The organism is Sodalis sp. dw_96 (genome assembly GCF_018449575.1).
In the GTDB taxonomy this organism is placed as follows: Bacteria; Pseudomonadota; Gammaproteobacteria; order Enterobacterales; family Enterobacteriaceae; genus Acerihabitans.
The window spans coordinates 14,985-29,513 of sequence record NZ_JAAVUT010000034.1 but is presented as its reverse complement, the minus strand read 5'-3'; the positions used below and the strand labels follow the sequence as shown (position 1 = coordinate 29,513).

The window sequence follows — 14,529 nt, the reverse complement described above, 5'->3', positions numbered from 1 at the left end:
ATGCAATGGAAAGCCCCGAACATTTGTTCGGGGCTTTTTTCGTTCAAAGAAAGGCGCATCAGGGTGACAGGTTTATTTGCTCAACTTCTGAAAATGCCTGTTCCACTGATAAATAGGGCCGTGAACTGGAAAAGGTTTTCATCACCTGCCAACTGTATAGCGGCATGCCGGGGTCATGGTGCGTTTCGTTAAGCTGGTAGACATTGAATGAAACCGGTTGAGTGTCCGACAAATCGTCGCCGATTTTATGGGCGCTCACCAGATAATAATGTGAGCCGGCGCGATATAGGCGAGTATCGGCAACAGCGATGGCCGATGCGGATAACCAATAGTCAAACCAGATAAAATAATCATTGTTCGCCACCGGCACGATGCTAAATCCTCCGTCAGGCTTGCGGATAAAAAAACTCATGCCGCGATTGGGAAACGCCGTATTGTTATCGAATTGCCCCAGCATAATATAATCATCACAACCATCATTATTAATGTCTAAGACATTGGCTCCCGGCGTTAGGGCCACCGGCACCAAAGGATCGGCGTAAATATGGAAGGAAAAAAACAGTAATCCCGCGAGAAAGCTATTTTTCATCGGCATTCCTCTGATAAATGTTTACCGATTAGGGACACGGATAATAAATAATCACCTCTGTCTGTAATGGCAATCATGTAAAATAATAGCGTCAGCAAAGATGCTTTTAACATTATTCGTCCAGTTAAAAAGGATGGCAGTGAGTCAGGGGGGGGATTTAATCCTTATACTATCAATGGCCTTCACACCATACTTATACTGAACACCCTGACCGGCATTCGGTTCAAGTTTACCAACATCAAAGTAGCCCGACCGACAACAACAGCTTGAATTATCCCGGCTGAATAATGTTTGTGATATGGGCGGGTTACTTTCTTACGACTCTGGGCGTAATATGGCCTCGTCTTTTTAGAAAAGAGATAATTGGTTCAGGTAATCCGGCCAATAATTTTATGCCTTCAGTAACAAGTCAAGCCGATGTAATGTTTGTAAGCTGAGTGAACGGTTGAGGGGAATATAATGGAATGGACTATTTTTAATAATTTATTTAAGGTTGCAACATAGTTTTTGCATTGTTAATAATAGAGTTAATGCCAAACGGCGTTAGTGCGTTTATATTCGATTAAATGATGGGTTTTTTAAATAGTAATATTAATAAATACCGAAAACGGCTTCCCATGACAAATATATAATAATATACACTTATAAACCTTTGTTGAGTGCCATCCTAAGAGTTAACGGATATTTATATACTATGTTAAGTTATTTTTAAACTGGAGGGTTGAGCGCCTTGCTTATTGACCTGGGATGCGACAACGGATTTTTGCATTGATTTCGATTCCTGCCGTGACTGTTCCAGGGCTTGAATAAAAGGTTTGTTCATGGCGCGTTTGGTATGGCCAAATACCGCTCTCTGGTATGCCGCTAATAAATTAGCTTGCCCGATAGCGGCGCTTACCAGCAATTCGCGATCGGTGATTTGATTGATCAATCGATATTCCAAGCAGCGGCCGGCATCCATTACACTACAGCGGTAAATAATGTCTTGCATGGTGGTGTAGCCGTGAGTGAAATGTAAAATGGCCGCGCCCAACGAACAACAGACACCCTGCTTAAGTTCGGGCATGACAAAACAGGCGTCTGCCGCCATGACGCGCCGATCGAACATCAGGGCGAACTGGAAGCCTATACCGATGGCATAGCCATCCACTGCGGCCACCGTGGGCTTGTTTACCTCCAATACCGTCCGGTAGAGTTCAACCAGTCCGTCCACCCAGCGTTCTGCTGCCTCACCACTCATTTTTTTTATCTCATTATAATTGCCACCGGCTGAGAATGATCGGTTAGCGCCGCCGTATACCACTAAGGATTTGACCGTATCGTCATGCTCGGCGGCGATAAGCGCATTTTTTATGGCTATTTTAAGCTCCTCATTGAGGATATTATATTTAGAATAATGATTTAAAGTAATCAGACGAACTGAGCCTATATTTTCTTCCAGCACCATAGTCGATTTTCCCTTGGTCAAAACAGCCGGTGTGATGGCTGACGGTAATCTTTACAATGTCATAAATATTTCTTCAACACGCTATGATAGATTATACGAAAGTTATAAATATTCATTTAATACATTTATCTAAGCAGAGAGAAATGGTAAAAAATATATTTACCTGGCGTTTAAATGACAATATAAGTAGGTTTCTTTTAAAAAAATACTGAACCAAAGTCTAGTGGTAGCGCAGCCAAGCACAGATTTTATCGTCCTTAAGGAAGAAATCGCTATCAGGTACTACATAACCCGGCGTCTGGCAGGGATGCGCACTATTTATCTCGGCGCTTCCGCCTCGATTCAACCCATTTTATGGTACACTGTGTGAAGGTATTCTTAAGTTTTCAGGTTAACGTTGAAATTAGCCGGTAAACGCCTTATAAAGTTCACTAGCTGGATAAATGTCTGTGGGTAAAAAAACAGCTATGCAGATGACCCAATTATTCTTCACAGGCGCGATAGAAACAGTGGATAGGCGGTAACCGTGCCAAAAAAGACATATTCAGTCCGGTATGTTGCGGGCCAGCCAGTTGAGCGTATTTTCCCTCCACTAGCCTTCAGTCACCTTGGCCAAGCGCTTCCCCCAGGGGAACCGCTACCGGGTTCCAAACTGTTGCGGGTGATGGTATGGAACATCTTCAAACAGCAGCGTGCAGATTGGCTTTCTGTGCTCAAGGGCTTCGGTAAGGATGCCCAGTTGATGTTGCTGCAAGAAGCGCAAACCACCCCGGAACTCATCAGATTCGCCACATCGAACTATATGGCTACCGATCAGGTGCCGGCATTGGTATTCCCGCAACATCCGTCGGGCGTGATGACTCTGTCGGCGGCTCAGCCGGTGTATTGTTGCCCACTGCGTGAGCGGGAGCCGTTGCTACGTCTGGCGAAATCCGCCCTGGTGACGGTGTATCCCTTGTTCGATGGGCAATTGATGATGGTGGTGAATATCCATGCGGTGAACTTCAGCCTGGGTGTGGATGTGTACAGTAAACAGCTAGGACCTATCGGCGAGCAGATACTGAACCACCAGGGGCCGGTGATTATGGCGGGTGATTTTAATGCCTGGAGTCGGCAGCGTATTCTGGCGCTGTATCGTTTTGCCGATCGCATGATGCTGCGTGAAGTGAGATTTTTAGACGATCAGCGACGACGAGCCTTTGGTCGGCCGTTGGATTTTGTCTTCTATCGGCAGCTTAAAGTGACCGAAGCATCGGTGCTGGTGACTCAGGCTTCAGACCATAATCCGTTACTGGTGGAATTCGAACCTCATAAGCGAACGGATACCTCGGTACCACAACAACAAATCGTCGGCATTAATCCTCGCTAAACAACTGTGCGACTGTGATCGCGGTTTTTAAGGCAAAAAAAAACAAGCAACGAATTGCTTGTTTTTTTATACCGGCGTTTTATGCCAGTGCTTCAGGATAACAAAACCGTTCAGGAGTCCGTGGCTTTGCCATTGACGTATAGCGTCAATTTAAGACCGGGTTGTAACGTGCCGGCGCTGTCCAGCGCATTGTTCCAACGCATCACATCTTTGATATTAACACCATGCCGTTTGGCGATACTGGCCAGTGAATCCCCTTTACGCACCTGATAGGTGATACTGTTGCTAACAATGTTGTTAACAACGCTGGCGTTGCTGGCCACTTGCAGCGTCTGGCCGATCTTGAGATTGCTGCTGCTGTGCAGATTATTCCATCTCAGCAAGTCTGCGGTTTTGACATCCAGGCGTTTGGCTATGCTCGACAAAGTATCGCCGGAACGTACCTTATACTTGGACTTGGCGCCACCGACGGACTTGTTATCCGCAAGCTGAGTGGATTGCACCGCGGCAATATCGCCTACCGCCAAAGAGTCCCTTAACTGCGAAGCGTGGGACTTGGGCAACATGATGTAGTGCGGACCATTCGGCGCGGTTACGTTAAGTTTATAGCCGGTGTTATAGCTTTTTAACTTGGTTAACGATAACCCGGACATTTCTGCCGCTTGCGTCAATTCAATCTGCTGACCAACCTCAACCCGAGCCAAAGCGTGATCGTCATCGCTTTTCGGCAAGACAACGCCATATTGTTTGCTATTCTTAATAATAGCGCTCAAGGCTAGCATCTTCGGAACGTAGATGGTTGTCTCGCGCGGCAAAGATAACGACCAGAAGTCAGTGGGTTTCCCCTTGGCTTTATTGGTTTTTATCGCTTGCATGATACGACCTTCACCACTGTTGTAAGCAGCAATGGTTAATAACCAGTCGCCGCCAAACATGCGGTTAAGGCGTTGCATCATATCCAACGCAGCGGTCGTGGATGCGACAACATCGCGACGCCCGTCATACCATTGGTTTTGCTTTAAGCCATAATTCCTTCCTGTCGTGGGCACAATCTGCCAAAGGCCAGCCGCTTTAGAGGCGGATGTTGCCTTAGGGTCAAAAGCGCTCTCCACTATGGGTAGCAGTACTAGTTCCATCGGCATTTTGCGTTGCTTTATCTGCTCGACTATCCAGTACATGTACGGCTCTGCCCGTAATGTTACATCGTGGAGATAGCTCTTGTTATTTAAATAACGCTTTTTTTGTTCGCGGATCCGGGCGTTTTCCGGTACCTGCATCTTCAGCTCGTCGCCAATGAAGTTCCACAGATCAGGTTGCGCGAGACTTGTGTTATCTAGCCATCGCGCCGAGGTCGCTCGATCATCTGTGTACTTTCCTGCTTCACCTTGACCTGCCGAAGAAACACTCTGTGCATGCTGTTCTGGTGCGTTATCGTCCTGCCTGGACGTCTGGCAACCCACTAGCAAGACCGAGGCGATTATTATCGCATGAGTCTTCATCGTGTATGTCAATAGTTGCTTAAAAGACAAGCAATAATACTTTGAACATCCCGACAATACAACTAAAACCTTTAGTAATGATCCTTCTTCTCACGTAATAAGGCAAAAATACGCCATTCCTCGTCCAGGATGTGATGTGGGTCTAACTTCCTTTGTAAATCAATGTCATGACAACGTAAGAAAAGGTTAATTTTGCCCTCAATTTGCAGTGTAGAGGGCAAACTTGCTTGGTTTTTTGAGCGTAACTGCTTAATTTCTCGCTCATAAGCGGCGATCGCCTCATCTTCAGGTAAAATCGATCGGGCAAAGGCCAAATTGGCCAGGGTATACTCATGGGCGGCACAGATCAGCGTATCCGGCGCAAGCTGCTTAACTTTCTGAAAAGACTCATACATTTGCTGCGGGGTACCTTCAAAAAGCCGGCCGCAACCGGCGGAAAACACCGTGTCGCCGCAAAACAGATACGGGGCGCTGTAAAATCCGATATGTCCTAAGGTATGACCCGGGAAAGCCAGTATTTGAAAGTCTAAATTCAGTAGATTTACCCGGTCGCCCTCGGCGACAATATGGTCGGCGCCTTTAGCGACGGTCTCTTGCGGGCCGTAGACCGGGACGTGATAGCGGGCCACCAAATCGGCGACGCCCCCGACATGGTCCTGATGATGGTGGGTTAATAATATTCCCTTAAGGGTAAGCCGGCGTTCGGTGAGGGCGGCCACTACCGGAGCGGCTTCGCCGGGGTCGACAATAATGCTATCTTGCTGGTCGTTATACAAAAGCCAAATGTAATTATCCTGAAACGCGGGAATACTGATAAGATTCATTGTTAACCTCTGTTTATTTTTTTTAAGGCATCTAGAAGATAGTCAAACATGAAACCAGCGCAAATTACGCAGCCTATCGTCGCGCCAACCTCATGGGATGACCTCCCATACGGAGATAACTATCGTCGGGCTTTAGAGGCCAGTCTGCAGCCCTGGTGGCCGAAATTATTTGGGTTTCATTTATTGAAAATCGGTGCGTTAAGCGCCGAACTGGACACAGAAAGCTGTGGGGTTTCACATCAGGTGAATGTAGGTATCGAAGGGGATACGCTCCATGTGGTGGCGGATCCCTACCAACTGCCCTTTGCCAATAAATCCACCGATGCCTGCCTGCTGGCCCATACGCTGTCGTATACCTCGGATCCACACCGTCTGCTCAGGGAAGTGGATCGGGTATTAATCGATGACGGTTGGTTGATTATTACCACATTTAATCCGGTGAGTCTGCTGGGTCTCGGCAAAATCTGCCCGATCCTGCAAAGTCGCCAGCCCTACCGCAGCCGGATGTACACCCAGATGCGGCTGATGGACTGGCTGAGCGTGCTTAATTTCGAGGTCTTGCACCGTTCGCGTTTTCAGGTATTGCCCTGGCGCCGGCGCGGCGGACGCCTGCTGAGCGAACATTTGCCCGCCATCGGCTGCCTAAGCGTAATAGTGGCGCGCAAGCGCACCTTCCCGCTCACCCTTAACCCGCTGAAAAGCAAGTCACTGGCTGCCTCCCTGCGCCGTACGGTAGGGGCCGCCAGCCGCAGCAGCTAATGCTGGCGCTAGGCTTCAGGCCGGTAGCCGATAATCCTGAAAGCGGGATTGCCGCCGCCGGCTCTAGGCTTCAGGCCGGTAGCCGATAATCTTGAAAGCGGGATTGCTGCCGCCGGCCCTAGGCTTCAGGCCGGTAGCCGATATCCTCGAAAGCGGGATTCAACGCGGCGCTGCGGGCCAATTCGTCGCAACGCTCGTTTTCGGGATGGCCGGCATGGCCTTTCACCCAATCCCAGCGCAGTACGTGAGTCTGAATGGCTAAATCCAGCCGTTGCCACAGATCCACGTTTTTAACCGGTTTTTTTTCAGCGGTTTTCCAACCGCGTTTTTTCCAATTATGAATCCATTGAGTAATGCCCTGGCGCACATATTGGCTGTCGGTGCTGATGACCACTTCGCAAGGGCCCTTAAGCGCTTCCAGCGCAACAATCGCCGCCATGAGCTCCATGCGGTTATTGGTGGTGAGCCGGTAGCCGGCGCTGAATGTCTTTTCAACCTCTTTATAGCGTAAAATCGCCCCGTAGCCCCCTGGCCCGGGATTGCCGAGGCAAGAACCGTCGGTGAATATTTCTACCTGCTTCTGCATATCTGGTAGACTACCTTCATGTTAAAAAAAAACAAGTCTGACATAAATGAGCGCTACGGGCACTGGAATTACGCGGCAGATTGTTCTTGATACCGAAACCACCGGTATGAACAAACTGGGGGTGCATTACGAAGGTCATCGAATTATTGAAATCGGCGCGGTTGAAGTGATCAACCGCCGCCTGACCGGCCGGCATTTTCACGTTTACCTGAAACCGGATCGGCTGGTGGACCCCGAGGCCTATAATATTCACGGCATCAGCGATGAATTTTTGGCGGATAAACCCACGTTCGGCGACGTTGCCGATGAGTTTATGGAGTTCATCCGTGGCGGCGAGCTGGTTATCCATAATGCGCCGTTCGATATCGGCTTTATGGATTACGAATTTGGAAAGCTCAATCGCGGTATCGGCAAGACCGAGACCTTTTGTACCATCACCGACAGCCTGGTGCTGGCCCGTAAGCTTTTCCCCGGCAAGCGCAACAGCCTGGATGCCTTGTGCGATCGTTATTTGATAGACAATTCCAAACGGACCCTGCACGGCGCGTTGCTGGACTCCGAAATATTGGCGGATGTCTATCTGTCCATGACCGGCGGGCAAACCGCGATGCGTTTTTCCATGGAAGGCGAGAGCGGGCGGACCAATGCGGAGGGAGGAGAGCATATCCAGCGGGTGCAGCGCCCGCAGTCGGCGCTGACGGTGATTTATGCCAGCGAGGAGGAATTGGCCGCCCATGAACATCGCCTGGATCTGGTGAAAAAGAAAGGCGGCAGCTGCCTTTGGCGCCCGCAGGAAGAACCCCAGTCCCATTAAATTTTTCCATGCGCCTTTAAAAACAGCGTTATGCCGAAATTATCGCCAAACGATTGCCGCCGGCGTAAAAAGCATTGACGCCACCCGGCGCGGACCGTACTATTCGCCTCGCTTTCCCGACAAAGCACATGTGCGGTGTGGTAGTTCAGTCGGTTAGAATACCGGCCTGTCACGCCGGGGGTCGCGGGTTCGAGTCCCGTCCACACCGCCAACAAGATTCGAGATGGGCCACGGTAATACCGCGGCCCGTTTTTTTTGTTTGTTCCTTTCCCTGAAATATAGCGCTGAAATATAGCTCTGATACATAGCCCTGAAACCTGCTGGGCCTCTATGCAGAAACGTACTGAAACCAATCTCACAACATACTGCTTTAAAAGCTATTTCCGAATATAAGTCGTTGTGCCATCATTTTGCCGGTAACGTTCTATACACTAAATAGTTCGAGTTGCAGGAAGGCGGCAACGCAGCGAATCCCCAGGAGCTTACTACAGTAAGTGACTGGGGTGAGCGAGGAAAGCCAACGAACCTGCAACTTGAAGTATGACGGGTATATCAGGAGATCAGATGTCCCTAAATCACCAACCGACCGCCGCGTCGACGGGTATGTTTGCCTTTATCATCATACTGACCGGCATCGGCGCCGGTGTGGCGGGCATGTTCCTTGCGCTGCTGCTGCATACCGTCCAGCATTTGGCCTATGGCTACAGCCTGGACAGCATTATCAGCCCTGAGAGCTTTCTGATGGGGGTCAGCGCGTCTTCCCCGCAGCGCCGGGTCGCCGTTCTATGCCTGTGCGGCCTGGTGGCCGGCATCGGCTGGTGGCTGGTGCATCGGTACGGCCGCAAGCTGGTGAGCATCAAGCAAGCCATCGGCGCCGAGGCGCCGCTGATGCCGCCGGTTACCACGTTGTCGCATATCCTGCTGCAAATCATTACCGTTGCGTTGGGTTCGCCCCTGGGGCGCGAGGTGGCGCCACGGGAGGCGGGGGCCTTGCTGGGCGGCTGGCTGTCCCATTACGCCCGCTTAAGCTTTGAACAGCGCCGTCTGGTGGTGGCCTGCGGCGCGGGGGCCGGCCTGGCGGCGGTGTACAACGTGCCGTTGGGGGGTGGGGTGTTTGTGTTGGAAGTCTTATTGCAGACCGTCAGCTGGCAAGCCGCCGTTGCGGCCTTGACCGCCTCGGCTATCGCCGCGTCCGTTGCCTGGCTGGGGCTCGGCGCTGAACCGATGTATGCCGTCGCCCATTTTCCCCTGACCCTTTCCCTTATTGCCTGGTCGCTGATCACCGGCCCGCTGTTCGGGCTGGCGGCCTACGGATTTGTCCGTTTGACCACGGCGGCCCGCAATCGAGTTGTGCGTAATAACCTGCTGCCGGTGCTGTCGTTTATCAATTTTGCCATTATCGGACTCTTGGCCGTCTGGCTGCCGGCGCTGCTGGGAAATGGCAAAAGCGCGGCCCAGCTGGGTTTTGCCAGTGAGGTGACCATGGCCGCGGCGGCGGTGTTGCTGATCATCAAGGTGGCTATTACCGCCAGCAGTATCCGGGTCGGCGCCGAGGGCGGGTTGTTGACCCCCGGGCTGTCCAATGGGGCGCTGTTGGCGGTGGTGCTGGGGGGATTGTGGAGCCTGGCGTGGCCCGGCATACCGGCCGGCGCCTTTGCGGTTATCGGAGCCGCCGCCTTCCTTGGCGCTTCCATAAGCATGCCGCTGACGGCCATTGTGCTTATCACCGAGTTCACCCGTATCGACCACGATTTCCTGGTGCCGATTATTCTGGCGGTGGCGGGCTCGGCCTGTACCTGCCGTCTGTGCGGCAAATGGCTGGGTAACTCCTGAACCGCCCGGATTAACCTAAACCCGGGGCGGCGATGGGCTACAGCTCGTTAAGCCTGTAAGCCGCAGTTGCGTCAGTGACGGTATTCGTTCCCTCATCGGCACCCTTCCTTGGGCGCGCTATCCATGGCGGCCGGCAGCGATGAAAATTTTCCCAATTGGAATTACTCCTTCGGTGCGGAAACCATTCCGGCGTAATTCATGGCGGGATCAACCACCCGATCGCGGCGCGCCAGGTAGCGGTAGCAGCCGCCGCCCAGGAAGACGCCGATAAACCAGCTGAAGTTCGCCACCTGATGCAAACCCGGCGTAAAGCTGATGGCCAGGCCGATGACCACCGCCGGCACCAGCGCCATGACCGCTTTCGGATTAAAACCGTTCCGGTACCAATAGCGTCCGCTCGGCGTGGCGTTAAACAGATCGTCCACCGAGATTTTGCCACGCTTGATCAGGTAGAAATCCGCCACCAGGATACCGAACAGCGGACCGATAAAGGCTCCCAGCACATCCAGGGTGTAATGAATCAATTCCGGCGACTGGAAAAGATTCCAGGGTGTCAGCAGCACCGAACCCACCGCCGCTATCATGCCGCCGGTGCGAAAGCTGATTTTTTGCGGCGAGCAGTTGGAAAAGTCGAAGGCCGGCGAAACGAAATTGGCCACGATATTGATTCCGATAGTGGCAATGATCATGGTGAGCAGGCCTAAGGCCACCGCCACGCTGCTGCCGACCCGGCTGACGGTTTCAATGGGGTCGGTAATCATTTGCCCGAACAGGCTCTGGGTGCCGGAAACAATGACCACGGTGACAATAGAGAACAATAAGAAGTTAAACGGCAGTCCCCAGCGATTGCCCCGGCGGATTTCGTCCATGCTTTTACCGTAGCGGGAGAAGTCGCCGAAATTCAACAGCGGCCCTGAAAAATAGGAGACCACCAGCGCAATGGCGGTGACCATTTGCCAGGCCTGCTGTCCGTTGGACAGCGCCTTGCTGCTGAGGGTGAAAGAGATATTGCTCAGCCCGGTTTGATAGAGGATCCAGCCGGCCAGGGCCAGCATGACCACATACACCGCCGGGCCGGCAAAATCGATAAAACGCTTGATGGCCGACATGCCGTGCCAGAACACCATCGCCTGTAAAAACCACATTAGGCCGAAGCACATCCAGCCCAGGGTTGAGAGTCCCAGCCAGTGGTCTTTGGTCATCGATGACAGGTCAGGGAAGAATTTCAACAGCACCAGCATCAGTGCGTTGGCGGCCAGGAAGGTTTGTATCCCATACCAGGCAAAGGCAATAAGCCCGCGGATTACCGCCGGTATATTGGCGCCGAAGACTCCGAAGGCTTGGCGACAGATCACCGCAAAAGGCACTCCCGCCATCTGGCTCGGTTTAGCCACCAGATTAGCGCAAATCTGCACAATGCAAATACCGCAGAGCAGACAGATTAACACCTGCCAGCTGGCCAGACCCAGGGTGAAGAAACTGGCCGCCACCACGTAACCGCCCATACTGTGCACATCGGACATCCAAAAAGAAAATATATTATACCAGCTCCAGTTTTGTTGACGGGTAGGCGCGAGATCATCATTAGTGAGCTTAGGACTGTAGTGGCTGTGATCGATGGATCCGGTTTTCGGGGTCATACTGTGACTGTTTGGCATGGAAACTGCTCCTCTTAACACTAACCCGTGAATGGAAGATGATTAAGATCTGACAGGGGAAGGTTTTGCAGGATTCAGGCCAAGTGTTGAGAAGATTGTATACAAAATAATTATTTTACGTATACGATAAGATATCGTTGCGTATACAGGAGTGTGGCATGTCCAGTTGGTACGGGCTAAAAACCGTCATTTTTTCGCAAGATAAAGACGATAAAATCTACCATGCGATCGTGAAATCCATTGTCGAACACCAACTGCCGCCGGGCAGCAAATTGCCGGAAGAATCGCTGGCGGCGGTGTTTGGCGTCAGCCGTACCGGGATCAGAAAAGTGTTGCAGCGCCTTGCGGCGGTGCAGTTGATTACCCTTACGCCCAAACGCGGTGCACAGGTGGCGACGCCGGGGGTGGATGAAGCCCGCAACGTTCTCGCCACTCGCTGCATGCTGGAATGCGCTAACTTGCCGGCAGTGGCGGCGCGGTGTGAAGCGGCGCATATTACCGCCCTCAAAGCCATCATGGATGAGGAGCAACAAGCTCATGATACCCAGGACGGCGCGACGGCCATCCGCCTCTCGGCTCTGTTTCATGTGCAGTTGCAGTCCATATCCGGCAACGACGTGCTCACCCAGATGGTATCGCAGCTCACGCTGCGCTCGTCGCTGGTGATCGCCGCTTATGGCGCGCCCTGGCAGCAGGGGTGTCGCTGCCACGATCATCATGAATTGCTTGAGCTGTTGAAAGGCCGCCGCGCCGAGCCTTTGGTGGAGCGAATGCAGCGCCATTTCGACGATATCCTGGCGAATTTGCGGTTTGAGCGCGGCGGTGAAACGACGCAGGACTTTGCACGACTGTTCGGTGTTGCCGTCAAGGGAGAATCGGTATGACCTCATGTTGTATACAATTGATCAATCCCAACACCAGCCTTCCCATGACCGAGCGTATACTCGCGGCGGCCCGTGACGTGGCCGCGCCGGGTACGGACATCTTCGCGGTGTGTCCTGACGAGGGCGCTCCGTCCATCGAGGGGCACTTTGACGAAGCCATTGCCGCCATCGGTGTGCTGCAACGGGTGAAACAGGGGCGGGAGCAGGGGGTGGACGGCCATGTGATCGCCTGTTTCGGCGACCCGGGGCTGCTGGCGGCGCGTGAATTGGCGTCGGCGCCGGTTATCGGCATCGCCGAGGCGGCCATGCATATGGCGACGCTGGTGGCGACCCGCTTTACGGTGGTGACCACCCTGCCGCGCACCCTGATCATCGCGCGCCATTTGCTGCATCAATACGGTTTTGAGCGGCACTGCGCCCGGCTGCGCGCCATCGATCTGCCGGTGCTGTCCCTGGAGGATGGCTCCGGCCTGGCCCGGTGCAAGGTGCGTGAACAATGCCTGGAGGCCAAACGTGAAGATGGCGTGGGGGCCATCGTGCTGGGCTGCGCCGGCATGGCGGATCTGGCCCTGGCATTAACCGATGAACTTGGCATGCCGGTGATTGACGGTGTGAGCGCGGCGGTGAAGCTCATTGAGTCTTTGCACGGCATGAAGCTGTCCACCAGTAAGCAGGGCGACCTAAATTTTCCCATCCAAAAAGAACTTACCGGGTATTTTAAGGGACTAAACTGATATATAAGCGCCTAAAAAGGAACTGCCCATGACCGAAGCCACCGAAAAAAAGAGCTTTTCCTTCAATAAGAACTATCCCCGCGATCTTATCGGTTATGCCGGAAAGCCGCCTTATGCCGCCTGGCCCGGCAATGCCCGCGTTGCCGTCCAGTTTGTCCTGAATTATGAAGAGGGATCGGAAAACAGCGTATTGCACGGTGATACCGGCTCTGAACAGTTTCTCTCCGACATTATCGGCGCCGCCAGCTATCCGGAGCGTCATATGTCAATGGAGTCGTTGTATGAATACGGCTCCAGGGCCGGTTTTTGGCGGATTCACCAGGAGTTTCAGCGCCGCGGCCTGCCTTTGACGATCTTTGGCGTGGCGATGGCCCTGGCGCGCAATTCGCCGGTGGTGGAGGCCATTAAACAGGGGAAATACGATGTGGTGAGTCACGGCTGGCGCTGGCTGCATTATCAAGGCATGGACGCCAAAGCCGAACGCCAGCATATGCACCAGGCGGTTGAGGCGCTAACCGAACTGTTCGACAAGATTCCCCTGGGGTGGTACACCGGCCGCGACAGCCCCAATACCCGGCGGCTGGTAGTGGAGCACGGCGGGTTTTTGTATGACAGCGACTATTACGGTGACGACCTGCCGTTTTGGACCCAGGTGGCCTGTACCGACGGATCGGTTAAGCCGCATCTTATTGTCCCCTATACCCTGGAAACGAACGATATGCGTTTTTCGACTCCCCAGGGGTTCAACAGCGGCGAGCAGTTCTTTTCCTATCTGAAGGACAGCTTTGACGTACTGTACGAAGAAGGGGAGACTTCCCCCAAAATGATGTCGGTAGGCATGCACTGCCGCATTCTCGGCAGGCCGGGGCGTTTTAGGGCATTACAGCGCTTTTTGGATTATATCCAGCAGCACGAGCGGGTATGGATTTGTCGGCGGCAGGACATTGCCGAGCATTGGATTTCCCATCATCCTTTTGTACCCCCCCACCCGGCCGGAACATGAATGGTCTCCCGGGGTTAGTCCAGCAGGCTGATGTGGGCGGCGACGATCCGCCAGCCGCAGGCCAGTTTTACCCAGGTTTGGGTTTGCCGGCCGATGCGGTCGGTGTTTTCACGTGTAAATTCGGTGCTGGCCACACCCATATCATCGCCAAAGGTGGTTATCACGGTGTTTTGCAATACCCGATCCAGCCCGTTGGCCGGACGCGTTGCCCGGAAGGCCTGGATAGCCTCGATACCGTAAAGATTTTCACCGGCGCCGTAGCGTATGGTGCGCGGGTCGTGCCAGAACAATTCATCCAGCACGGCGACATCATTGGTAATCAGCGCCTGTTCGTAGCGGTAAAAGGCGGCGTTAACCTCTGCTAATATCGCGGGGCGATCGATAAATTCACTTTTCATGCTGCGTACACTCTTGCTGGATCGTTTAGAGACTATCCGTTCAAATGCTATCCGTTCAAATGCTATCCGTTCAAATACTATCCGTTAAAATACTCTCTGACCGCCTATTTAAAAAGGGCTGCGCCAGAATGC

The 14,529-nt window shown here is 52.8% G+C and carries 14 protein-coding genes and 1 tRNA gene; 8 read left to right on the top strand and 7 right to left on the bottom strand.

Going from position 1 to position 14,529, the window contains the following annotated elements; genetic code table 11:
- Positions 1-58: 58 nt before the first annotated feature.
- Both HB631_RS25975 and HB631_RS25970 read right to left on the bottom strand, forming a co-directional pair.
- A complete protein-coding gene (locus HB631_RS25975; protein WP_213994077.1) occupies positions 59-589 on the bottom strand; it encodes a CpmJ protein in 531 nt (176 codons plus the stop codon).
- A 697-nt stretch (positions 590-1,286) separates the two neighbouring features.
- The gene (locus HB631_RS25970) at positions 1,287-2,036 is read right to left on the bottom strand and encodes an enoyl-CoA hydratase/isomerase family protein (protein ID WP_213994076.1); all 750 of its coding nucleotides are present in this window, start codon (positions 2,034-2,036) and stop codon (positions 1,287-1,289) included.
- Positions 2,037-2,562: 526 nt separating this feature from the next.
- Here HB631_RS25970 and HB631_RS25965 point away from each other — a divergent pair.
- Positions 2,563-3,405, top strand: a complete 843-nt coding sequence (locus HB631_RS25965) for an endonuclease/exonuclease/phosphatase family protein (protein ID WP_213994075.1) — start codon at positions 2,563-2,565, stop codon at positions 3,403-3,405.
- A gap of 110 nt (positions 3,406-3,515) precedes the next feature.
- Here HB631_RS25965 and mltD read toward each other — a convergent pair whose 3' ends face one another.
- Together mltD and gloB are read right to left on the bottom strand one after the other, a co-directional pair.
- Positions 3,516-4,904, bottom strand: coding sequence for a murein transglycosylase D (gene mltD, locus HB631_RS25960; protein WP_213994074.1), 1,389 nt, complete (start codon positions 4,902-4,904; stop codon positions 3,516-3,518).
- Between the two features lie 71 nt (positions 4,905-4,975).
- Positions 4,976-5,728: a hydroxyacylglutathione hydrolase gene (gloB, locus tag HB631_RS25955; protein ID WP_213994073.1), complete on the bottom strand. Its 753-nt coding sequence runs from the start codon at positions 5,726-5,728 to the stop codon at positions 4,976-4,978.
- 48 nt (positions 5,729-5,776) lie between these two features.
- Between gloB and HB631_RS25950 the strand changes: the two genes are divergently transcribed.
- Positions 5,777-6,487 (top strand): class I SAM-dependent methyltransferase, encoded by a 711-nt coding sequence (locus tag HB631_RS25950; RefSeq protein ID WP_213994072.1) that lies wholly within the window; start codon positions 5,777-5,779, stop codon positions 6,485-6,487.
- 118 nt (positions 6,488-6,605) lie between these two features.
- Here HB631_RS25950 and rnhA read toward each other — a convergent pair whose 3' ends face one another.
- Positions 6,606-7,073: a ribonuclease HI gene (gene rnhA, locus HB631_RS25945; RefSeq protein ID WP_213994071.1), complete on the bottom strand. Its 468-nt coding sequence runs from the start codon at positions 7,071-7,073 to the stop codon at positions 6,606-6,608.
- 46 nt (positions 7,074-7,119) lie between these two features.
- On the opposite strand from rnhA, the gene dnaQ reads away from it, so the two are divergent.
- From dnaQ to HB631_RS25930, 3 genes are all read left to right on the top strand, one after another.
- Positions 7,120-7,887, top strand: coding sequence for a DNA polymerase III subunit epsilon (gene dnaQ, locus HB631_RS25940; protein WP_213994070.1), 768 nt, complete (start codon positions 7,120-7,122; stop codon positions 7,885-7,887).
- Positions 7,888-8,021: 134 nt separating this feature from the next.
- A tRNA-Asp gene (locus HB631_RS25935) sits at positions 8,022-8,098 on the top strand.
- 353 nt (positions 8,099-8,451) lie between these two features.
- Positions 8,452-9,720, top strand: a complete 1,269-nt coding sequence (locus HB631_RS25930) for a chloride channel protein (RefSeq protein ID WP_255557310.1) — start codon at positions 8,452-8,454, stop codon at positions 9,718-9,720.
- A 161-nt stretch (positions 9,721-9,881) separates the two neighbouring features.
- Here HB631_RS25930 and HB631_RS25925 read toward each other — a convergent pair whose 3' ends face one another.
- Positions 9,882-11,378 carry an NCS1 family nucleobase:cation symporter-1 gene (locus HB631_RS25925; protein WP_213994068.1) on the bottom strand — a complete coding sequence of 499 codons (1,497 nt, stop codon included), beginning with the start codon at positions 11,376-11,378 and terminating at the stop codon, positions 9,882-9,884.
- 158 nt (positions 11,379-11,536) lie between these two features.
- Here HB631_RS25925 and HB631_RS25920 point away from each other — a divergent pair, with 158 nt between their 5' ends.
- Genes HB631_RS25920 through puuE form a run of 3 tightly spaced genes read left to right on the top strand, consistent with a single transcriptional unit; the run spans position 11,537 to position 13,999 of the window.
- A complete protein-coding gene (locus HB631_RS25920; RefSeq protein WP_213994067.1) occupies positions 11,537-12,262 on the top strand; it encodes a GntR family transcriptional regulator in 726 nt (241 codons plus the stop codon).
- Positions 12,259-12,996, top strand: coding sequence for an aspartate/glutamate racemase family protein (locus HB631_RS25915; RefSeq protein WP_213994066.1), 738 nt, complete (start codon positions 12,259-12,261; stop codon positions 12,994-12,996). The genes HB631_RS25920 and HB631_RS25915 overlap by 4 nt, the downstream gene beginning before the upstream one ends.
- Before the next feature lie 28 nt (positions 12,997-13,024).
- Positions 13,025-13,999, top strand: coding sequence for an allantoinase PuuE (puuE, locus tag HB631_RS25910; RefSeq protein ID WP_213994065.1), 975 nt, complete (start codon positions 13,025-13,027; stop codon positions 13,997-13,999).
- A 14-nt stretch (positions 14,000-14,013) separates the two neighbouring features.
- Here puuE and hpxZ read toward each other — a convergent pair whose 3' ends face one another.
- Positions 14,014-14,397, bottom strand: a complete 384-nt coding sequence (hpxZ, locus tag HB631_RS25905) for an oxalurate catabolism protein HpxZ (protein ID WP_213994064.1) — start codon at positions 14,395-14,397, stop codon at positions 14,014-14,016.
- Positions 14,398-14,529: the final 132 nt, after the last annotated feature.